Source organism: Agrobacterium sp. 10MFCol1.1, from assembly GCF_000381165.1.
GTDB lineage: Bacteria > Pseudomonadota > Alphaproteobacteria > Rhizobiales > Rhizobiaceae > Agrobacterium > Agrobacterium tumefaciens.
The window spans coordinates 217,734-237,028 of the sequence record NZ_KB906078.1 but is presented as its reverse complement, the minus strand read 5'-3'; the positions used below and the strand labels follow the sequence as shown (position 1 = coordinate 237,028).

Below are 19,295 nucleotides of genomic sequence, written 5' to 3'. Positions count from 1 at the left end.
TTGATGGGTGAGGAACAATCTGCAGCGGCTTTCATGGCAGCGGTGGAGCAGGTCGTGCAAGGATCGTCGCAGGCGCTTTCGGCCACGGGCGCGGCAATTCTTCTGGCCATCAATATGGATATCGCTACCGACAGCCGCAGCATCGCCAATCGGCTGGGACTTGCGCATGCCCTCGTCCTGCGCGAAATCTCCACCCTGTCACCGCGCTTTGTGCGGGTGGCGAAACGCGACGCCCGCACCCAGCGCAGTTGGCTGGAGGTCACAGCGGAAGGACAGGCGCTCGCCGTGCTATCCCCTCAAACCTGAAACGAACGGAGCATTCCTTGGCAATCAGGCCGATCCTGCCCTACCCCCATGCCGGTCTTTCAGAGATTTGCGCGCCGGTCACTGTTTTTGACGACCACCTGCAAAATCTGGTCACGGACCTGATCGACACCATGCGCGCCGCCCCCGGCGTCGGCATCACCGCGGTTCACATCGGTGTAAAACAGCGCGTCTTCGTGCTTGAGCTGACACCGGGAACCGTGTTGACATACATCAATCCCGAAATCGTCAGTCACTCCGCGCAGACCATGCGGCATGTGGAAGGCAGCGTCTCAATGCCGGGCTTCACCGAAGAGGTGGAACGTCCATCTGAGGTCGAGGTGAGGTTTCAGGACGTAACGGGCGTGGAACATCGAGAAAGCGCCAAGGGATTTCACGCCATCTGCATCCAGCACGAGATCGACCAGCTGGATGGTGTGTTCTGGCTGAAGCGCCTGTCGAAGCTGAAACGCGACCGGCTTGTGAAAAAATGGGAAAAATCCCGAAAGCCATGACGATCAGCTAGCGATCGAAAGAGCAAAGTCCGCGTCGCCCTTCAAAGTGTTGCTGACGGTGCAGATATCTTCGGCCGCATGGGCAATTGCGGCGCGCGTCGCCTCATCGAAACTCCCGGCAATCTCCATCCTGATATCGAAACGGATGATGCGATAGGGCTCCTGCGCGGATTTCTCACCGGAAACGTCAACGAGCACGCTCTCGAAGCCGTCCAGCAACCCCATGCGGCTCGCCGCAATCCGGGCGCTGAGCGCCAGGCATGCCGCAAGCGACGAATAAAGGAGGTCGATCGGATTGAAGCCCGGTTCAGAGACACCCGTAACAATTTCCAGGGCGCCGCCGGTCACTGTCGAAATCAGTGGGCGACCAAGCCGCCCGACCTTGGCGGTGGCGCCAACCGGCCTCAACTTCACCTTTCCACCATCTATCATTCAAATATTCCTAATTTAATCGCGTGCAACCAATCGCATGGAACCAAAACCTGTCTGGCGCTTTTTACTCACACAACGGTGAACGACCGTTGAACCTTTATTATACAGGGAGCTGGGACCTATGGTTACATCTACGCTCGTCAGCATTCTGATCACCTTCCTGGTGATCGTGCTCGTCTTGTGGCTCATCGCACGACTGCCCGTCGGCGGCGGCGCGAAACAGATCGCGCAAGTCATCGTCATCATCATCGGCATTATTTCGCTGCTGAAATATCTCGCCGTCTTCTGATATCCCGGTAGCGTGCGAACAGAAAAAGGCGGCGAAAGCCGCCTCTTTTTTGCGCCATTTTTCATGACACTCGATAGCTATTGGCGCGGCTCGAACTGGTAGGTTTTTTTGAGAGTGATATCGCGAACGCTGCCGAGACCAAGAAACGGCGTATTTTCAGCATCGAAAATCGCCCTGCCCTTCGCCACGATCCAGCGGATAGAACCATCAGGCAGATGCACCTTGTAGCGCTGGTCGAAAAACACGCCGGTAGTGATGCTTTCGAAAATTGCCCGCGCCACCTGATCGCGCATTTCCACATCTATTCTTTCGAGAATATCCTCAATCGACACACCTCGCGATGCCACCGCTTCGGAAAAGCCATGACACTCCGCGGTGACGGTGTCCATGATCAACCTATTGTCGGAAATGCTCCACATATAATAGCCGAGCGCATTGTCTGAATCCGCCTTGTCCCCCTGCACGAAAACCTCCAGACCTTTTTTTCTGACAAACGCTAACATCAGACCTCTAATATTCCACCCCTTGTTTTGAGGGGGTATTTAACCGGCTACTACAACGTGTATCGATATCCACCGAAATTTATTGACGAATGATCAGTGGGCCGGTTTTGAAAGCACGATAATTTCAGGGAAACCGTCGCAAAGCCAACCGCTTGCACCTACATGAGCAAGTAATGAAATTTCGAAGGAGGCTCATATGCTGCGAACCGCTCTTACTTTTGGATTGCTGTCGGTAACTGTTTTTCTCGCCGGGTGCCAGACATGGGAAAGTCCTTATCGCGGAAGCGGATGGCGGATGGATCAAGTCATGGATGGCGATCCTTACCGGGTCGGTGACGGTAATCATCAGGACAACGGCACGGCTTCGAATATCATTCGGCGCTGACGCAGCTCCAGCAAAATTGCATAACGGTTTCACGTGCCAAAATACGTGGAACCAGAGATCACGAGCGCGTCCAATGGTTTGTTTAAACCGGACGCGCTTCAGCTCATCTAAAGCAATTGACGGATTTCATCGACGTCAAATATTTCAAATTTTTTGGGAGAATGCAGCGCCAAACAATTGGCAGAAAAAGAAAAAACCCGCCGAAGCGGGTTTCTTTGGTGCGGTCGAGAAGACTCGAACTTCCACGGGTTGCCCCACAGCGACCTCAACGCTGCGCGTCTACCAATTCCGCCACGACCGCATCGTGGTAGGCGTCGACTTGCGCCGACGGGGGTGCATGTAGCAAAAGGATTTTGGGTGCACAAGAGCGTCGTGACAGTTTTTTGAAATTAAAAATCGGCACGGCCCACCCTATATGCAGGAAGCCCGGAAATGCTGGGGTTGCAGCCTTCTCATCATTTTGCGAGAAGGCTGTGGAAAGGACTTTTTCATGCTCACACGCACGGATATCGAGACAAATATGCTGCCCGTTCCCGGCTCGCCGCCTGTTCGCTGGCGAATCTCGGAAGGTCTCGTGCCTTACGAACTGGCTATAGAAGAGATGGAACGCGAAGTTGCCGCCATAGCCAATGGCGAGGCCGACGAAGTCGTGTGGCTTCTGGAGCACCCGCCACTCTACACGGCAGGCACCAGTGCCGATGTTGCCGACCTCATCGAGCCGGAGCGTTTTCCGGTCTTCGCCACCGGTCGCGGTGGCGAATATACCTATCACGGGCCGGGACAGCGCGTCGTTTACGTCATGCTCGACCTGAAACGCCGGCGCCAGGATGTCCGCGCCTATGTCGCCGCGCTGGAGAATGTCATCATCCGCACGCTCGACAAGATGAATGTCCGTGGCGAACGGCGCGAAGACCGGGTTGGTGTCTGGGTCAGGCGTCCGGAAAAACCCCTGCTTCCCGATGGTAGCATGGCAGAGGACAAGATCGCCGCGCTCGGCATCCGGTTGCGCAAATGGGTGAGCTTTCACGGGCTGTCGATCAATGTAGATCCCGACCTCGCGCATTTTTCCGGCATCGTTCCCTGCGGCATCAGCGCCTATGGCGTGACCAGCCTTGTCGATCTTGGATTGCCGGTTATGATCGGCGATGTCGATGTTCTGCTGCGAGAAGCCTTTGAGGAGGTCTTTGGCCCGGCAGTGCCCGAAGCCGGCTCCGGCGGCTGAAACCCGCCGCAACTTTTTTATCGCCTGCCAGTGCATGCAATATCGATCACCACAAGAGGAGGAACGACCATGTTCACAACGTCAGCCTATGCCTGCGATGACGGTTCTTCACCGATGAAGCTCGCGACCATCAAGCGTCGCGATCCCGGCCCGCGCGATGTCGAAATCGAAATCGAGTTCTGTGGCGTCTGCCACTCCGATATCCATACGGCCCGCAGCGAATGGCCGGGTTCTCTCTACCCCTGCGTCCCCGGCCACGAAATCATCGGCCGCGTCGGTCGGGTGGGCGCGCAGGTCACGAAATTCAAGGTGGGTGACCGCGTCGGCGTCGGCTGTATCGTCGACAGCTGCCGTGAATGCGCAAGCTGCGCCGAAGGGCTGGAGCAATATTGCGAAAACGGCATGACCGGCACCTATAACTCGCCTGACAAGGCCATGGGCGGCGGCGCACATACGCTTGGTGGTTATTCTGCCCATGTGGTCGTCGATGATCGCTATGTGCTGCGGATCCCCGACGGGCTCGATCCAGCAGCCGCAGCACCCCTGCTCTGCGCCGGCATAACCACCTATTCGCCGCTGCGGCACTGGAATGCAGGTCCCGGCAAGCGCATCGGCGTCGTCGGTCTCGGTGGCCTCGGCCATATGGCAGTCAAGATCGCCAATGCCATGGGCGCTACGGTCGTGATGATCACCACCTCCCCCAGCAAGGCAGAAGACGCGAAAAAGCTCGGTGCCCATGAGGTGATCGTTTCACGCGATGCCGACCAGATGAAGAAAGCGGCTTCCAGCCTCGATCTTATCATCGACGCGGTTGCCGCCGACCACGACATCAACGCCTATCTTGCGTTGCTGAAGCGGGATGGCGCACTGGTGCAGGTCGGAGCGCCTGAGAAGCCGCTATCGGTGCACGCATTCAGCCTCATCCCCGGCCGCAAGACCTTCGCCGGCTCGATGATTGGCGGCATTCCCGAAACCCAGGAAATGCTGGATTTCTGCGCCGAAAAAGGCATCGCCGCCGAAATCGAGATGATCAATATCGATCAGATCAATGAGGCTTATGAACGCATGATAAAAAGCGATGTGCGTTATCGCTTCGTCATTGATATGAAGAGCCTGCCACGCCAGAAGGCCGCCTGACCTCGTCGAGGGGGAGCGCCCTCTGACGCTCCCGTTTCCTCGTCAGACCTTTTGGTTGAAAGCGCAGCCCTACCCATGACCAGCCAGACCGGTTTGAACGATGTCGCCAAGGGCATGATGATCATGGCGGGCTGCATGTTCGTGCTGCCCGTCATGGATGCCATCGCCAAATACATGGCGGTGAGCGGCGGAATGTCACCGGCGCAGGTCACCTTCTACCGCTTCTTTTTCCAGCTTGTGTGCACCCTGCCCCTGCTGCTGCTGGTCTCACCCAAAGCGCTGTTCAGCGCCAGACGACCGTGGATGAACTGCCTGCGCGGCGTGCTGCATGCCAGTGCCAGCCTGATATTCTTCGCCGCCGTCAAATACATGCCACTCGCCGATGTCTTTGCCATCTATTTCGTCGAGCCATTCATGCTGACGATGATGTCGGCCCTCTTCCTCGGCGACAGGGTCGGCTGGAAACGCTGGACAGCGATTGCGGTGGGTTTCGGCGGCGCTCTGATCGTCATTCAGCCGAGTTTTGAGATTTTCGGCTGGACATCGCTCCTGCCGGTCGCCTGCGCATTTCTCTACACGCTCTACCTGTTCCTTAACCGCGCTATCGGCGATGCCGACAGTCCGCTTGTCATGCAGACCATGTCCGGCATTGCCGGCACGGTGTTCATGGCGGCAGCCCTTCTGGTCGGCGACGCCTACGGTGACAAGGATTTCGCGATCTTGCTTCCGCAATCCGGCTTCACCCTCACCCTGCTCATCGTGTTAGGGTCGATATCCGGCTATATGCATCTCCTGATCGTCAGGGCCTTCAGGCTGGCGCCGCTGTCGCTTCTGGCACCATTCCAGTATTTCGAGATCATCTCGGCGACGGTTCTCGGTTATGCGCTGTTTTCGGATTTTCCGACGCCATCGAAATGGCTCGGCATCCTCATCATCGTCGCATCCGGCCTTTTCATCATCTGGCGCGAGCGTGTGCAGACGGAAGCGAACCCGCCGCTCGACGGACAATGACACCCAGAACGCTTTCAGGCGCCCGAGGGCTGCGGTCCTTCGTCGTGATGGTCCTGCGCCTCCACAAGGCTACCGAGCAGCCACAGCGAAACCTCGGCGGCCTCTCCGGCGGATTTGAAGCGGTATGAGCCGCTATATTTCGGCGTATCGAAAAACGTAACGACGAAACCGTCACCGCTTTCCAGACTTTCGACCCTTATCCGCTCGGGATCGATCATCAGGCACACATAATGGGATCCCATATTGCGCATGAAGCCGGCCTTGTTGTCGTGCAGCCGCACGAAGGCTGCGCCGCCATCCACCGTCATATGCAGGCTTCTGATCGCCTCGGTGGGAAACGCGCGGGCAAAATCCATGATCGCCTGCCCCACATCGTGGTTATTGTCCTCATCCGTTGCCCGTGTCATGCGCCAGGCATAAACAGCGAAGACCGCAAGCAGCACGAAAACGATTATCCAGACCGCCATATTCATGCGGGAAGGCTCCCTCAGCACCGAAACATCGCGATTCGCGAATCGAAACGATGCGAACCCGGCTCAAGCTCTTAAACACCGAGGCTTGCGTGAAGTGTGGCTCTCCGGCCTCGACGCGAAAATTGCTCCGATCTGTCTGCGCGATGTGCAGGTCGAGCAATCAGAAACGCTTGAGGAAAGACGCCTTTGCCAGCAGCCATTGCCGGCGAAGCTGCGACAGTTGCACTTCGCCTTCAAACACGCCCGCTCCCGCCTTTCTGGCAGCGGCGATGACCGGGCCGGACAAGGCAACGGGAAGATAGGCCGCAAAGACATTCCGGGACATCTTGGCGCGTCTCGCCTTCTCGATGTGATCAAGCGCGTGCGTTGCAAAAATCTCGATGGCGATGCCGATGCGTTGTTTGTCGTCGCCTTCCAGAAACGTCTCGCGATCAAGCCCAGCAGCCGCGAGCATATCCGCAGGGATATAGACCTGCCCACGACGACGGTGCAGCGGCATCAGCATTAGAATGCCGGCCATGGCCTGCGCAACCCCCGCATGTCCCGCAGCTTCCGCACTTGCTGGAGTGTCTTCCGGCGAAAGCACAAGGCTCGCCAGCTGGATCAGTGCCGAGGCGGTCTCCCCCGCATAGCCTTCGAGCGCGTTACGATCCACGAACAGATCGTCATAAAGATCGAAGATGCGCGCCTCGATCATATTGGCAAGAACCGGTCGCGGCAGGCGATGTTGCTCGATCGCCAACGAAAGAGCGGCAGCAACGGGGTGAGACTGGCTGTCCCCATGCGCATTGCCATCAAGGAGATCGCGCCACCATTGCATACGAACTTCGCCAGGCAGCGCCTCGCGCACGGAATCGCGGATTCGGGCAATTTCGGCATTGAAGGCGTAAAGCGCGGCAAGCGCTGCGCGCTTGTCGGCCGGAGACAGAAGGCACGCGAGATAGCGGTCGCGATCGGTGTCGCGCAGCGTCGCGAGGCAGACGTCTAGATTCTCTGTGGGTGCCATGTTTCCCCGCGCGAAACGTCCTGTCAGCCTTCGACGGCAATCAGCGCCGCAGCCACGGCGCGCGATTCCGAAAGCATGATATTATAGGTGCGAACGGCAGCACCCGTGCTCATCGGATCGACCGAAATGCCCGCTTGCCTGAAGGCTTCGCGCAATTCCTTCGGCAAGACCCGCATGCCATCACCCGTGCCGATCAAAAGCACCTCGATATCCTGCGCATCAGCCAGAACCTTGTCGAAATGCTCAAGCGTCAATTCTTTCACATCAACCGGGCTCCAGCCGTGAATGCCGGAAGGCAACAACAGGAGAGAGCCGCGGTGCGACATGTCGGCGAAACGGAAACCGCCATTGCCATAGGCATCGATGGGCGCCCGGCCGGGAAAATGGGCCGGGCGTATTTCAATCCCGCCGGCCATCAGACGGCAGGCTTGCCGCCGATGGCATTGCCGGACTTCTCATCCTTCTCATCTTCCGCATCCTTGCTGTCGGGACGCAGCTTGAAGGCGATCAGCACCGGAGCCGCGATATAGACCGAGGAGAAAACGCCGATACCGACGCCGAACAACATGGCGAAGGTGAAGGAACGGATGACCTCGCCACCGAACAGATACAGTGCCAGCAGTGCCAGAAGCACGGTCAGACCGGTAAGGATCGTGCGCGAAAGGGTCTGGTTCAGCGATACGTCGATGATCATCGAAAGTGGCATCCTCTTGTATCGCCGGAGGTTTTCACGGACACGGTCGTAGATGACCACCGTATCGTTCAGCGAATAACCGATGATCGTCAGGATCGCCGCGATACTGGTCAGATTGAACTCTATACCCAGGAAGACGAACAGGCCGATGGTGAAGACCACGTCGTGCACCATCGAGATGACCGCACCCAGTGCAAACTGCCACTCGAAGCGAACCCAGATGTAGATCATGATCGCCGCCATGGCGAGCACAACGCCAATCGTGGAGGTCACGGTCAGGTCACCGGACACGGCCGGACCAACGACTTCCACGCGACGGAAATCATACTTGTCCTGCAACTCGCCGCGCACCAGGGTGATTGCCGACTGCTCGGCATTTTCGCCGCCGTCCTGCGCCTGAATGCGGATGAGAACGTCCTGCGGCGTGCCGAAATTCTGTGCCTGGATTTCACCGAGGTTCAGCTGGTTCAGACGCTCGCGAATATCTGCGAGATCGGCCTCACCCTGCTTGGCGCGCACTTCGATAACCGAGCCGCCCTGGAAATCGATGCCGAGGTTCAGGCCCTTGGCGACGAAGCCGCCGACGCAGGCGAGCATGATCACACCGGTGATCATGAAAACCACACGGCGATAACGCATGAACGGAATGTCGCGACCGTCGAACATGGCGGTGCGTACACCCTTCGGCAGATGTTTCGGACGGCTGCGGCGAACCCAGTAGCCAAACATCCAGGCCGTCAGCGTATAGGCCGTGAAGACGGTGGTGATGATACCGACCGCAAGCGTGACGGCAAAGCCCTTGACCGGACCCGTACCCATGTAGAACAGCACGCTTGCAACGATCAGCGTCGTCAGGTTGGCGTCGATAATGGTCGCAAAGGCGCGTGTGAAACCATTATCCAGTGACTGGATCAGCGGTTTTCCGCTCTTCACCTCTTCGCGTATTCGCTCGTAGATCAGAACGTTGGAGTCCACCGCCATACCGATCGTCAAGACGATACCCGCAATACCGGGCAAGGTGAGCGTAGATCCGATCACACTGAGGACGGCGATCAGCATGACCACGTTGACAATGAGGGCGATGTTCGCAAGCAGGCCGAAGAAGCCATAAAAGACGAACATGAAGATGAGGACGCCGACAGCACCGATGGCGCTCGCCGTGAGGCCGGCGGTGATAGAGTCGTTACCAAGGCTCGGACCGACGGTGCGTTCCTCAACCACGGTCAACGTGGCCGGAAGTGCGCCCGCACGCAACAGGACTGCAAGGTCGTTGGCGCCCTGAACCGAGAAACTGCCGGAAATCTGTCCCGAACCGCCGATGATCGGCTCACGGATGACAGGTGCGGAAATGACCTGATTGTCGAGCACGATGGCGAAAGGCTTGCCGACATTCTGCTGCGTCGCCTGCGCAAAGCGCTGCGCACCGCGGCTGTCGAAACGGAAGGTGACGACGGGTTCGTTGGTCTGCTGGTTGAAGCTTGCCTGCGCATCGACGAGGTTGTCGCCGGAAACGAGCGCGCGGCGTTCCACCAGATAGGGAACCGGCGGATCGTCCTGCGAATAAAGAACCTCTGAGGTCGCGGGCGGACGGCCATTCATCGCTTCCTGCACCGGCATGGTGGTATCGACCATGCGGAAGGACAGCTTTGCCGTCTGGTTGAGAAGCGATTTCAGGCGCTGCGGATCCTGGAGGCCCGGCACCTGTACGATGATGCGGTCGGAACCCTGACGCTGGATGAGAGGTTCGGTGGTGCCGACTTCGTCAACACGGCGGCGCACGACCTCGATGGACTGCGACACGGCCGAGGACAGGCGATAATCCACGCCTTCATCGGTCAGGTTGAGCCGCAGCAGATTGTCGCCGCCGTCGTTCATCGTCACTTCTGTGATGGAACCGCCGACCAGCGTTCCGGCGGACACCGGCTGCGTCAGGTCGCGAAGCGCGGTTTTCGCCGCTTCATACTGAGCGGGATCGCTGATGCGAACCTGGATCTGCTGGCCGTTGCCCGTAAGCCCCGAATAGCGGATGTTGGCGTCGCGAAGCTGCGTGCGCACGTCACCCACGATCGTTTCAAGCCGTTCCTTGACGATGTCGGAACGCTCGATCTTGAGCATGATGTGGGAGCCGCCCTGAAGGTCGAGACCGAGCGTTACCTTGTTGTCCTTGTACCAGGCAGGCATGCCCTCCAGCTGTTTGTCCGAAAACAGGTTGGGAGATGCGATGAAGACGCTTGCCAGCACAAGCAACCAGATAAAGACTGTTTTCCAACGGGAAAAATGAAGCATTTCGATCTCGGTCAGGGTTGGGGTTGCGCGACGCGCAACCCGTCAAATTCGGAAGCGGACGTTCAATTATCCGGCAGGATCAGGAAGCGGCTTCCGTCTTGACCACTTCGCCCTTCACGCGCACTTCGGCAATGTAAGCACGAGCGGCACGGATTTTCACGCCTTCGGCGATTTCGACTTCGAGTTCATTGTCGTCGATGACCTTGGTCACCTTGCCAACGATGCCGCCACCAAGAACGACCTGATCGCCACGGCGAATATTGGTCAACGTTTCCTGACGCTTCTTCATCTGCGCGCGCTGCGGGCGAATGAGGAAAAAGTACCAGACCACCATAAGCGGTGCAAACAGGAAAAGCATCTCAAGGCCGGAACCGAATGCAGACGCGCCGCCCGCCGTGTCCTGGGCAAAAGCTTGACTAATGAACATATAAAACTCCTCAACGATTACAGCACGACCTCGTATGCCGCCCCAGCTTTCAAGCCGCCGGAATATAGTGGGGAACGCCGGGAATGCAACAGATGCAGAAGCCACGCCGTACCGATTCCGGACCTCTTAACCTTTATGGGCCTGAAACGCCATGCTAGGCCGGGTTGAAAACATCGTTATGAACATCGGATAAGCGGAAGAAACACCATGATTCGAGAAGAGACGGCCACCCTGCTTCTTGCCGAACTGCGCCGGCTTAACGTCGCCATGGAACGGTTGGCAGGCCCGGCACCTGCCGTGAACGACTGGAATGCGGCGGATTGCTTTGTCTGGACGCCGGTCAATTCCTTTCTGCAGCCGGTTTCACGTCCGAACCGCATTGCGCTGAAACTCATTCGCGGCGTCGATCATGTGCGCGATATCCTGCACGAGAACACGCTGCGTTTTGCCGATGGTTTTCCCGCCAACAACGTGCTGCTCTGGGGCGCACGCGGCATGGGCAAATCCTCGCTGGTCAAGGCCGTTCACGAAGATGTGCGCGCCGCAAGCGGCGTTCCGTTGAAGCTGGTCGAGGTGCATCGCGAAGATATCCACACCCTGCCCGCCTTGCTGGATATATTGAAAGCTTCCGGCGAACGCGTCATCGTCTTCTGCGACGACCTCTCCTTCGATCACGACGACACGGCCTACAAGTCGCTGAAGGCAGCACTCGATGGCGGCATAGAGGGGCGTCCGGACAATGTGCTGTTCTATGCCACGTCCAACCGCCGTCATCTTCTGCCGCGCCACATGATGGAGAACGAGCAATCGACCGCCATCAACCCTTCGGAAGCTGTTGAGGAAAAGGTCTCGCTCTCGGACCGCTTCGGCCTGTGGCTCGGCTTCCACAAATGCGGCCAGGAAGACTATCTGACAATGATTGACAGCTATGCCGAACATTTCGATCTCGGCCTTGATCGCGAAACCCTGCATCACGAGGCGCTGGAATGGGCGACCACGCGCGGCGGCCGCTCCGGTCGCGTCGCCTGGCAATATATTCAGGATGCCGCCGGGCGCCTGAGAAAATCGATCGACAGATAACGCCACCGTGACATCTGGCGGGAGCCGGTGTCGTTGCGGCTATAGGCGTTGTCGTATTCCCGACCGCCACATCGCCCGCCAAATGATTTGCTGCACATATCCGGCGTAATGCCGGGTATCTGCGGCGGGCGGTGATCAAGAGGCAGGCGACGTTTGTCCAGATGCGCCGATTGTTCTTCTTTCCATCCCTTCGCCGATTGAGATTCCACGCGAGCCGCATACGGGTCCGCGCATGAGTTTTGACGATATCATGTCCGCGGAGGAGCGGGCCGATATTGGTGTTCAACCCAAGGAGGAGATGGATATGAGCAAAAACAGAGGCGTCGTCTATTTGCGCCCCGGCCAGGTCGAGGTCCGCGACATCGATGATCCGAAGCTGGAGGCGCCGGATGGCCGCCGTATCGAGCACGGTGTCATTCTCAAGGTTATTTCCACGAATATCTGCGGTTCGGACCAGCATATGGTGCGCGGCCGCACCTCGGCGATGCCCGGCCTCGTCCTTGGCCATGAGATCACCGGCGAAGTCATTGAAAAAGGCGTCGACGTCGAGATGCTTGATATCGGCGATATCGTCTCGGTGCCGTTCAACGTCGCCTGCGGTCGCTGCCGCTGCTGCAAGTCGCAGGACACCGGCGTGTGCCTGACGGTGAACCCCGCCCGTGCCGGCGGCGCCTACGGTTATGTCGATATGGGCGGCTGGATCGGCGGACAGGCCAGATACGTGACCATTCCCTATGCCGACTTCAACCTTCTGAAATTTCCCGACCGCGACAGGGCAATGTCCAAGATCCGCGACCTCACCATGCTCTCGGACATCCTGCCGACCGGCTTTCACGGCGCGGTCAAGGCCGGCGTCGGTGTCGGCTCCACGGTCTATGTCGCGGGCGCCGGTCCGGTCGGTCTGGCGGCTGCCGCGTCTGCCCGTATTCTCGGTGCCGCCGTCGTCATGATCGGTGATTTCAACAAGGATCGCCTTGCGCACGCCGCCAAGGTCGGCTTCGAGCCCGTCGATCTTTCCAAGGGTGACCGGCTGGGCGACATGATTGCCGAGATCGTCGGCACCAACGAGGTCGACAGCGCCATCGATGCCGTCGGTTTCGAAGCGCGTGGCCATTCGGGCGGCGAACAGCCGGCCATCGTTCTCAACCAGATGATGGAAATTACCCGTGCCGCCGGCTCGATCGGCATTCCCGGCCTTTACGTCACCGAAGATCCAGGTGCGGTCGATGCCGCTGCAAAACAGGGCAGCCTGTCGCTTCGCTTCGGCCTCGGTTGGGCCAAGGCACAATCTTTCCATACCGGCCAGACGCCGGTGCTGAAATACAATCGCCAGCTCATGCAGTCGATCCTGCACGACCGCCTGCCCATTGCCGACATCGTCAACGCCAAGATCATCGCACTCGACGACGCCGTACAGGGATATGAAAGCTTCGACCAGGGTGCCGCAACCAAGTTCGTGCTCGATCCGCACGGCGATCTGCTGAAGTCAGCCTGATAACTGCGGCTTAAGACCCGCGAGATGGGAAACGCCCGCGATAGAATATTGTCGCGGGCGTTTTTGCCCGCATCCACATTGTCACCATCAGGTGAAATCATGGATCAACTTCAAGCATCGCCTCCAGCTCGGAGGTGGCCAATGGTGAGAGATAGGGTCGAAACAGGCTGGACACCTGCCGAAGTCCCCAGTCCAGTTGCTGCGGCCCGAATTCGGTGACCCCTTCCTGAAGGTTGAGATAAGCCGCCCAATAGGTCGAGACGATCCAGAGATTGGTAAGCAGGGCCGCCCGCTCAGTTTCTGGAATCTCTGCAAGCCCTGCCCTCTCCATCCGGCTGACGATATCATCAACGGCAAATCGCATTGCCGCGCTTATGCCGCGAACCGGCTCCACCAGCGCAGGCGCGGAGGAAAGAAGGCCGACAAAATCGCGAAACAGAAAGCGGTAGTTCCACACCAGCGAAAACCAGAGCCGCAGAAAGCCAGCATACGTCGATGCGGCAACTTCGTCCTCTTCGTCGATCTTTGCGACAACCGCCAGTGCGTCGGTCTCGAACAGGGCAAACAGCGCCAGCACCAATGCCTCCTTGGTGCGGAAATGATAATAAAGATTACCCTCGTTGATATTCACTGCCCTTGCGATCTCGGCTGTGGTTACGTGATCAGGCCCCCTCTCGTTAAATAGTTGGAGTGCGGCAGCGATTATTCTCTGTCGTGTGGGGGAAGGACGCCCCGTCGATCGTCCGGCCTCGCTTTTCTTCATTGATATCGGACCCCGCTATTGAAACCTAAGGTGCACACCTTAAATGAATAAAATAAGGTACACACCTTAACAAATAAATTTGAGTGTTCAACGCGAATAAAGGACCTGTCCATGCCCGGAACCGACCTTCGCACCCCGCTCCCGGATACATCCGCTGCGGCACCCGTATCGAAATTCGCCACAGCACGTTTGGCCCTCTCACTCATCCGCAACCCGCTGAACGCATTGCCACCGGAGATTTTCAACGAACCGGCGGTGTTTATCCGTGTCGGCGGTACGATGCGCGTCCATCTTGCCGATCCTGTCCTTATTCATGAGGCCCTCGTCAAGAACGCCCATCTGCTCGGCAAGGGTGAGGACGTGCGCCGCGCGCTTGGCCCCGCTCTCGGACAGGGCCTTCTGACCGCCGATGGCGATCACTGGAAATGGCAACGGCAATCCGTTGCCGCCGCCTTCCGGCACGAAAAGCTGCTGGAACTGCTGCCCATCATGATCGAGGCGGCGGAGCGAACCGGCAGGCGCTGGCGCGCATCTCCTTTCGGTGACATCGATATCGGCCATGAAATGATGCGGACCACCTTCGACATCATCGTTGAGACCATGATGTCCGGCGGCCACGGGATCGATATCGGGCGCGTGGAGCAAAGCATCACCGACTATCTGAAACCGACAGGCTGGACCTTCGCGCTCGCCATGCTGGGCGCACCGGAATGGCTCCCTCACCCCGGTCGGCGCAAGGCCCGGGCCGCTGTCGGTTATCTGCGCTCCAGCCTGTCGACGGTGATTGCGGACCGGCGGCAGAACCCCGTCGAGAGAAACGATCTGGTGTCCATGCTGCTTGAGGCGAAGGACCCCGAGACGGGACGCATGATGAGCGACGAGGAAATCATCGACAATCTGCTCACCTTCATCACCGCCGGTCACGAAACGACCGCGCTCGGTCTGGCATGGACGTTCAATCTGCTGTCGCAACACAGCGACGTGGAGCGGAAAGTCGTCGAGGAAATCGCAGCCGTCACGGGTGGAAATCCCGTCGCCGCAGAGCACATCGCCCAACTGACCTATACCAGACAGGTATTTTCCGAGGCGATGCGGCTTTACCCACCTGCCCCGGTGGTCACCCGCACGGCGTTGCAGGATTTCAAGCTCGGCGACCATGATATTCCTGCCGGAACCGTTCTTTATGTGCCGATCTACGCTGTCCACCGGCACACGGCGCTGTGGGACGAACCGGAACGTTTCGACCCTTCCCGCTTCGAGCCGGAAAAGACCAAGGCGCGCCACCGTTACGCCTATATGCCCTTCGGTGCAGGTCCGCGTGTCTGCATCGGCAACGCATTTGCGATGATGGAGGCCGTGTCGATCCTGGCGGTGCTGTTGCAGAACGTCCATCTCGAAAACAGATCGGCAAGTCCGGCGGAGCCACTGATGAGGGTGACGTTGCGGCCGCAAAGCCGCTTGATGATGCGTATCACCGACCGCAAAAACAAATCGCCCGCGGCGTGAACCACCGCGGGCGACTATTAATCCGGGAAAACACCCGTCACCGGGCAGTGACGATCAAAGATCGACGTCGAGGATTGCCATGGAGAAGTTGTACGAGCGGTCGCCGTCCTCGTCATCGATGTAGACAACGCCAAGGAACTCTTCGCCAAGATACACTTCGGCGGAATCGTCCTTACGGGGACGCGCCTTCACAACCATCTTTTCATTGAAGGTGCGCTTGAAATAGGCGTCGAGTTTTTTGATTTCGTCGGCTTTCACCACTATTCTCCTGTGCGGTTCGGGTTGCGCCGCTTTTGGCATGGGACAAAGGCGAAAGTAAAGTGAAAGCGGCACATCGCAATGTCTTTCACAGGCCATGTCGTTCACGCGGAGCCTTCCACACGGACGATTGAGAGAATATCGGACCCGTCAGATATCGGCTCCGATGACCTGATCCATCAGGCGCGAGGGTTCGGAACACCCTGCCTCTCCCACCACGCGCGCCGGCACACCGGCAACGGTGGTCTTCGGCGGGACCGGCTTCAAAACCACAGAACCGGCGGCGATGCGCGAGCAACTACCGATCTCGATATTACCGAGGATTTTCGCGCCCGCTCCGATCATCACGCCATTGGCGATCTTCGGATGACGGTCCGCCCCCTCCTTGCCGGTGCCGCCAAGCGTCACGCCATGCAGGATGGAAACGTTGTCGCCGATAACGGCCGTCTCGCCGACCACAAGCCCGGTGGCATGATCGAGGAAGATACCCTTGCCGATGCGTGCTGCCGGATTGATATCCGTCTGGAAAATGCTGGACGAGCGGCTTTGCAGATAAAGCGCCAGATCCCTGCGGCCCTTTTGCAGCAGCCAATGGGCAAGGCGATGCGTCTGGATGGCCTGAAACCCCTTGAAATAAAGGAGCGGCTCCATGAAGCGCGTGCAGGCCGGATCGCGATCGTAAACCGCCTGGATATCGACGCGCAGCACGCTGCCCCATTCGGGCCAGTCATCCAGCATGTCCTGAAAGGTCTGGCGCAGAAGAACGGCCTGCATATCGGGATGATCGAGGAGTTCACAGATGCGATAAATCACGCATTCTTCCAGAGACCGGTGATTGAGGATCGTCGAATAAAGGAAAGCCGAAAGCAGCGGGTCCTGCGCCACGGCGCTTCGCGCTTCATGCAGCAGGCTGCCCCAGATCGGATCGACGATCGCCAGCTGTTCCGGCTGACGGGCCTCGGTACGTGCGACCATGAATGGTCTCCTCGTTTGCAGTAGTCGTTCTTTATACAGAAAAAGACGTGCATAAGAAATGGGATTCGAATGACGACTTTAAAGGCGGCAAGGCTTCAGTTTTTCTTCATGCAGCATGAAAAACCGTTTCTTGCCGCCACCCATCAAAGGCTGCGGTAAAATTCCAGAACCGCCGCCTTGAACACCCGGTCGCCAACGGCCAGCATGTGGTCACGGCCGGGAATGTCGATAGCGCGCGCATGCGGCATGATCGCCGCAAGTTCGGCACCCGATCCGGCGATATCGTCATTGGTTCCGACCGCGATCAGCGTCGGTGCATCGATCTTTGCGGCCTGTTCGCGGCTGACGAGGACACGCGACGTCTCGATACAGGCTGCAAGCGCCAGCCGGTCGCTTTTCGTCTGGTCGGCAAAGGCGCGGAACATACGGCCGCGCTCATGCGTGACGACATCGAGCGAGGGGGCCAGCAGCGCTTCGGCGATCGGATCCCAGTCGCCCACACCTTCCACCATGCCGATGCCAAGTCCGCCGAAAACCAGTGAGCGGACACGCTCCGGATGTGCCATCGCCAGAAAGGCCGAAATGCGTGCGCCCATGGAATAGCCCATCACATGAGCCTCCGCGATGCCGAGATGATTAAGCAGCGCCACCGCATCGCCGGCCATGACGGGCGGATAATAGGCTTGCGGATCATGCGGCTTGTCGCTTGCGCCATGGCCGCGATTGTCGATGGCAATCACCCGGTAACCGGCGTCACCAAGCGTTTTCAGCCAGCCTGGATGCACCCAGTTGACGTTGGCGCTGGAGGCAAAGCCGTGAATCAACAGAACCGGATCGCCCGCCGGGTCACCTTCATCGAAATAGGCAAGGCGAAGGCCGTCATGGGAAAAATCGGAAAATTGCGGCATGTTGAGATTCATCAAGGACATCCTTTTTGCCGGACCATATGGCAGGAAATCGCAATTTTGAACATGTTTTCCTGACGATTTTTATGGAGATGCAATGCGTTTGAGGCTACATATCCGCAGCAATAAGCCCATGCTCGATGACGACCTGCGGCTTAACCACGATATTGCATTTGGAGACGAACATGGCCGGGCATTCCATTCCCCACTTCCAGAACGATGGCGGACACAGCGTGATCGAGATCGGCGTCAAGGAATTCATGTGCACCGGCGCTTCGGTGCCTTTCGATCATCCCCACATCTTCATCGACATGGGCGACGACAACGAGAAGGTCTGTTCCTATTGCTCCACCCTTTACCGCTACAATCCGTCGCTGAAGGCCGAGCAGACCAATCCTCCAGGCTGCGTCTTCCATGTGAAGGCCGCCTGACCTTCCACCTTTCCTGATCGGGGCGCGACATGCCCATCAAATCCGTAGCCATCGTCGGTGCCGGCATCGCCGGTCTCACCGCAGCGCTTTCTTTTGCCCGCCAGGGCATCAGCTCTGACATCGTTGAACAGGCCGGCGAACTGACGGAAGTCGGTGCGGGCCTGCAAGTATCGCCCAATGCCGCCCGCATCCTTGCCGAACTCGGCGTGATGGCTGAGATAGAGGCGCGTTGGACCGAGCCGGTGAGTGTCGATCTGGCCGATGGCAAATCGCTTGCCACGTTGCTGTCCTTACCCGTGGGTGCGACGGCCCGCACACGCTGGGGCGCACCTTATGGCGTGCTGCATCGCTCGACGTTGCAAAACGCGCTTCTCAATGCGGTAACGCGCAATCCGCTCTGCCGCCTGCATCTTGGCAAACGTATCGAAAACGCGACGACAGACGTCATCGCTGCAACCACGTTCCGCGATCACGACCTGATCGTCGGCGCAGACGGTGTCTGGTCCGCGGCCCGTTTCGCTGTCCCCTCCGCCCCCACTGCCACCTTCTCCGGCAATATTGCCTGGCGCTTCACGGTCGCGGCAAAAGATGTGCCGTCAGCCATCAACAAAAGCGCCGTCACCGCCTATCTCGGTTCGGGTGGCCATATCGTCGCCTACCCGCTGAAGGAAGTCGGCGGCTTCAACATTGTGGCCATCGCACTCGGCGCCGATCCCGGCGCAACATGGCGGGCGGAATCGAGCGGCCAACAGAAAGCCATGCTGCTTGCGCAGTTTCGCGGGTGGAGCCCGGATATCGTTCGGCTGCTGGCATCGTCGGAAAATCCGACCTTCTGGCCACTTTATCAGGCCGGTCCCGGACGCTGGCACAATGGTCGCGATACGGTGCTGATCGGCGACGCTGCCCACGCGATGATGCCCTTTGCGGCACAGGGGGGGGCGATGGCCATCGAGGATGCATTTGAACTGGCGGGCACATTGACCGGAACATCCCTGCCCGTACCACAGGCCCTTGCCGCCTTCGAAGCCCTGCGTCTGCCGCGCATAGAAAAGGCCCGCAAGCGGGCCTCTCTCAATCGTTTCGCCTATCACGCCACAGGCCCGGTTCGGCTTGCCCGGGACTTCGTCTTCTCGACACGTCCGAGGGAAGCCTTCCTGAAGGACTTCGACTGGCTATACGGCTACCGCGCCAAAGGCTGA

23 protein-coding genes and 1 tRNA gene are annotated in these 19,295 nt (G+C 58.6%); 12 read left to right on the top strand and 12 right to left on the bottom strand.

Translation table 11 applies throughout. The features are described from left to right. Positions 1-3 precede the first annotated feature (3 nt). Positions 4-306, top strand: a complete 303-nt coding sequence (locus F617_RS0118245; RefSeq protein WP_019566241.1) for a hypothetical protein — start codon at positions 4-6, stop codon at positions 304-306. A 17-nt stretch (positions 307-323) separates the two neighbouring features. Then, the gene (locus tag F617_RS0118240) at positions 324-818 is read left to right on the top strand and encodes a peptide deformylase (protein WP_019566240.1); all 495 of its coding nucleotides are present in this window, start codon (positions 324-326) and stop codon (positions 816-818) included. A 3-nt stretch (positions 819-821) separates the two neighbouring features. On the opposite strand, the gene F617_RS0118235 is transcribed toward F617_RS0118240, so the two are convergent. Next, entirely contained in the window at positions 822-1,250 is a 429-nt protein-coding gene (locus tag F617_RS0118235) for an OsmC family protein (protein WP_003515329.1), read from the bottom strand. Positions 1,251-1,371: 121 nt separating this feature from the next. Between F617_RS0118235 and F617_RS27180 the strand changes: the two genes are divergently transcribed. Next, positions 1,372-1,539: a Thivi_2564 family membrane protein gene (locus F617_RS27180; protein ID WP_003502827.1), complete on the top strand. Its 168-nt coding sequence runs from the start codon at positions 1,372-1,374 to the stop codon at positions 1,537-1,539. A 77-nt stretch (positions 1,540-1,616) separates the two neighbouring features. Here F617_RS27180 and F617_RS0118225 read toward each other — a convergent pair whose 3' ends face one another. Next, complete coding sequence (locus tag F617_RS0118225; RefSeq protein WP_003515332.1) at positions 1,617-2,042, bottom strand: PAS domain-containing protein; 426 nt, start codon at positions 2,040-2,042, stop codon at positions 1,617-1,619. Positions 2,043-2,238: 196 nt separating this feature from the next. On the opposite strand from F617_RS0118225, the gene F617_RS28035 reads away from it, so the two are divergent. After that, positions 2,239-2,427, top strand: coding sequence for a hypothetical protein (locus F617_RS28035; RefSeq protein WP_080580964.1), 189 nt, complete (start codon positions 2,239-2,241; stop codon positions 2,425-2,427). A 216-nt stretch (positions 2,428-2,643) separates the two neighbouring features. Here F617_RS28035 and F617_RS0118215 read toward each other — a convergent pair. Next, positions 2,644-2,728: transfer RNA gene (locus F617_RS0118215), tRNA-Leu, on the bottom strand. Between the two features lie 189 nt (positions 2,729-2,917). Here F617_RS0118215 and lipB point away from each other — a divergent pair. The 3 genes from lipB to F617_RS0118200 all read left to right on the top strand — a co-directional run bounded on the left by lipB (position 2,918) and on the right by F617_RS0118200 (position 5,797). Then, on the top strand, positions 2,918-3,649 hold the full coding sequence (gene lipB, locus F617_RS0118210) for a lipoyl(octanoyl) transferase LipB (protein ID WP_026330932.1): 732 nt from the start codon (positions 2,918-2,920) through the stop codon (positions 3,647-3,649). A gap of 69 nt (positions 3,650-3,718) precedes the next feature. Beyond that, entirely contained in the window at positions 3,719-4,786 is a 1,068-nt protein-coding gene (locus F617_RS0118205) for an NAD(P)-dependent alcohol dehydrogenase (protein WP_019566238.1), read from the top strand. Positions 4,787-4,861: 75 nt separating this feature from the next. Beyond that, the gene (locus tag F617_RS0118200; RefSeq protein WP_019566237.1) at positions 4,862-5,797 is read left to right on the top strand and encodes a DMT family transporter; all 936 of its coding nucleotides are present in this window, start codon (positions 4,862-4,864) and stop codon (positions 5,795-5,797) included. 14 nt (positions 5,798-5,811) lie between these two features. On the opposite strand, the gene F617_RS0118195 is transcribed toward F617_RS0118200, so the two are convergent. From F617_RS0118195 to yajC, 5 genes are all read right to left on the bottom strand, one after another. Next, the gene (locus F617_RS0118195; RefSeq protein ID WP_003515343.1) at positions 5,812-6,270 is read right to left on the bottom strand and encodes a hypothetical protein; all 459 of its coding nucleotides are present in this window, start codon (positions 6,268-6,270) and stop codon (positions 5,812-5,814) included. A 160-nt stretch (positions 6,271-6,430) separates the two neighbouring features. Then, positions 6,431-7,276, bottom strand: coding sequence for a phytoene/squalene synthase family protein (locus tag F617_RS0118190; RefSeq protein WP_019566236.1), 846 nt, complete (start codon positions 7,274-7,276; stop codon positions 6,431-6,433). 23 nt (positions 7,277-7,299) lie between these two features. Next, positions 7,300-7,692, bottom strand: coding sequence for an Mth938-like domain-containing protein (locus F617_RS0118185; RefSeq protein ID WP_003515346.1), 393 nt, complete (start codon positions 7,690-7,692; stop codon positions 7,300-7,302). Further along, positions 7,692-10,256, bottom strand: coding sequence for a protein translocase subunit SecDF (gene secDF, locus F617_RS0118180; protein ID WP_019566235.1), 2,565 nt, complete (start codon positions 10,254-10,256; stop codon positions 7,692-7,694). Before secDF ends, F617_RS0118185 begins: the two co-directional genes overlap by 1 nt. 79 nt (positions 10,257-10,335) lie before the next feature. Next, positions 10,336-10,683, bottom strand: a complete 348-nt coding sequence (gene yajC, locus F617_RS0118175) for a preprotein translocase subunit YajC (RefSeq protein WP_003515350.1) — start codon at positions 10,681-10,683, stop codon at positions 10,336-10,338. Positions 10,684-10,890: 207 nt separating this feature from the next. On the opposite strand from yajC, the gene F617_RS0118170 reads away from it, so the two are divergent. Further along, entirely contained in the window at positions 10,891-11,763 is an 873-nt protein-coding gene (locus F617_RS0118170) for an ATP-binding protein (RefSeq protein WP_013636188.1), read from the top strand. A gap of 304 nt (positions 11,764-12,067) precedes the next feature. Continuing rightward, positions 12,068-13,258, top strand: coding sequence for a formaldehyde dehydrogenase, glutathione-independent (gene fdhA / locus F617_RS0118165; RefSeq protein ID WP_025593503.1), 1,191 nt, complete (start codon positions 12,068-12,070; stop codon positions 13,256-13,258). A gap of 97 nt (positions 13,259-13,355) precedes the next feature. Here the strand turns inward: fdhA and F617_RS27175 are convergent, their stop codons facing one another. Then, a complete protein-coding gene (locus F617_RS27175) occupies positions 13,356-14,021 on the bottom strand; it encodes a TetR/AcrR family transcriptional regulator (RefSeq protein WP_026330931.1) in 666 nt (221 codons plus the stop codon). Positions 14,022-14,132: 111 nt separating this feature from the next. On the opposite strand from F617_RS27175, the gene F617_RS0118155 reads away from it, so the two are divergent. Continuing rightward, entirely contained in the window at positions 14,133-15,527 is a 1,395-nt protein-coding gene (locus F617_RS0118155; RefSeq protein WP_019566232.1) for a cytochrome P450, read from the top strand. A gap of 54 nt (positions 15,528-15,581) precedes the next feature. Here F617_RS0118155 and F617_RS0118150 read toward each other — a convergent pair whose 3' ends face one another. From F617_RS0118150 to F617_RS0118140, 3 genes are all read right to left on the bottom strand, one after another. After that, the gene (locus F617_RS0118150; protein WP_003515356.1) at positions 15,582-15,785 is read right to left on the bottom strand and encodes a DUF3126 family protein; all 204 of its coding nucleotides are present in this window, start codon (positions 15,783-15,785) and stop codon (positions 15,582-15,584) included. 150 nt (positions 15,786-15,935) lie between these two features. Beyond that, positions 15,936-16,760 carry a serine O-acetyltransferase gene (cysE, locus tag F617_RS0118145; RefSeq protein ID WP_003515358.1) on the bottom strand — a complete coding sequence of 275 codons (825 nt, stop codon included), beginning with the start codon at positions 16,758-16,760 and terminating at the stop codon, positions 15,936-15,938. 143 nt (positions 16,761-16,903) lie between these two features. Next, the gene (locus tag F617_RS0118140) at positions 16,904-17,680 is read right to left on the bottom strand and encodes an alpha/beta fold hydrolase (RefSeq protein WP_025593509.1); all 777 of its coding nucleotides are present in this window, start codon (positions 17,678-17,680) and stop codon (positions 16,904-16,906) included. A 170-nt stretch (positions 17,681-17,850) separates the two neighbouring features. Between F617_RS0118140 and F617_RS0118135 the strand changes: the two genes are divergently transcribed. Continuing rightward, positions 17,851-18,096, top strand: a complete 246-nt coding sequence (locus tag F617_RS0118135) for a zinc-finger domain-containing protein (protein WP_003495891.1) — start codon at positions 17,851-17,853, stop codon at positions 18,094-18,096. 29 nt (positions 18,097-18,125) lie between these two features. After that, positions 18,126-19,295 carry an FAD-dependent monooxygenase gene (locus F617_RS0118130; RefSeq protein ID WP_019566231.1) on the top strand — a complete coding sequence of 390 codons (1,170 nt, stop codon included), beginning with the start codon at positions 18,126-18,128 and terminating at the stop codon, positions 19,293-19,295.

Excerpts from the sequence above, each read along its gene's own strand:
- F617_RS0118190 (WP_019566236.1), bottom strand. The coding sequence starts at position 7,276 with ATGGCACCCACAGAGAATCTAGACGTCTGCCTCGCGACGCTGCGCGAC.
- F617_RS0118155 (WP_019566232.1), top strand. The coding sequence starts at position 14,133 with ATGCCCGGAACCGACCTTCGCACCCCGCTCCCGGATACATCCGCTGCG.
- F617_RS0118205 (WP_019566238.1), top strand. The coding sequence starts at position 3,719 with ATGTTCACAACGTCAGCCTATGCCTGCGATGACGGTTCTTCACCGATG.
- F617_RS0118225 (WP_003515332.1), bottom strand. The coding sequence starts at position 2,042 with ATGTTAGCGTTTGTCAGAAAAAAAGGTCTGGAGGTTTTCGTGCAGGGG.
- F617_RS27175 (WP_026330931.1), bottom strand. The coding sequence starts at position 14,021 with ATGAAGAAAAGCGAGGCCGGACGATCGACGGGGCGTCCTTCCCCCACA.
- F617_RS0118170 (WP_013636188.1), top strand. The coding sequence starts at position 10,891 with ATGATTCGAGAAGAGACGGCCACCCTGCTTCTTGCCGAACTGCGCCGG.
- F617_RS0118130 (WP_019566231.1), top strand. The coding sequence starts at position 18,126 with ATGCCCATCAAATCCGTAGCCATCGTCGGTGCCGGCATCGCCGGTCTC.
- F617_RS0118135 (WP_003495891.1), top strand. The coding sequence starts at position 17,851 with ATGGCCGGGCATTCCATTCCCCACTTCCAGAACGATGGCGGACACAGC.
- F617_RS0118140 (WP_025593509.1), bottom strand. The coding sequence starts at position 17,680 with ATGAATCTCAACATGCCGCAATTTTCCGATTTTTCCCATGACGGCCTT.
- F617_RS0118235 (WP_003515329.1), bottom strand. The coding sequence starts at position 1,250 with ATGATAGATGGTGGAAAGGTGAAGTTGAGGCCGGTTGGCGCCACCGCC.
- F617_RS0118195 (WP_003515343.1), bottom strand. The coding sequence starts at position 6,270 with ATGAATATGGCGGTCTGGATAATCGTTTTCGTGCTGCTTGCGGTCTTC.
- F617_RS0118200 (WP_019566237.1), top strand. The coding sequence starts at position 4,862 with ATGACCAGCCAGACCGGTTTGAACGATGTCGCCAAGGGCATGATGATC.
- lipB (WP_026330932.1), top strand. The coding sequence starts at position 2,918 with ATGCTCACACGCACGGATATCGAGACAAATATGCTGCCCGTTCCCGGC.
- F617_RS0118185 (WP_003515346.1), bottom strand. The coding sequence starts at position 7,692 with ATGGCCGGCGGGATTGAAATACGCCCGGCCCATTTTCCCGGCCGGGCG.
- secDF (WP_019566235.1), bottom strand. The coding sequence starts at position 10,256 with ATGCTTCATTTTTCCCGTTGGAAAACAGTCTTTATCTGGTTGCTTGTG.
- F617_RS27180 (WP_003502827.1), top strand. The coding sequence starts at position 1,372 with ATGGTTACATCTACGCTCGTCAGCATTCTGATCACCTTCCTGGTGATC.
- cysE (WP_003515358.1), bottom strand. The coding sequence starts at position 16,760 with ATGGTCGCACGTACCGAGGCCCGTCAGCCGGAACAGCTGGCGATCGTC.
- F617_RS28035 (WP_080580964.1), top strand. The coding sequence starts at position 2,239 with ATGCTGCGAACCGCTCTTACTTTTGGATTGCTGTCGGTAACTGTTTTT.
- yajC (WP_003515350.1), bottom strand. The coding sequence starts at position 10,683 with ATGTTCATTAGTCAAGCTTTTGCCCAGGACACGGCGGGCGGCGCGTCT.
- fdhA (WP_025593503.1), top strand. The coding sequence starts at position 12,068 with ATGAGCAAAAACAGAGGCGTCGTCTATTTGCGCCCCGGCCAGGTCGAG.
- F617_RS0118245 (WP_019566241.1), top strand. The coding sequence starts at position 4 with ATGGGTGAGGAACAATCTGCAGCGGCTTTCATGGCAGCGGTGGAGCAG.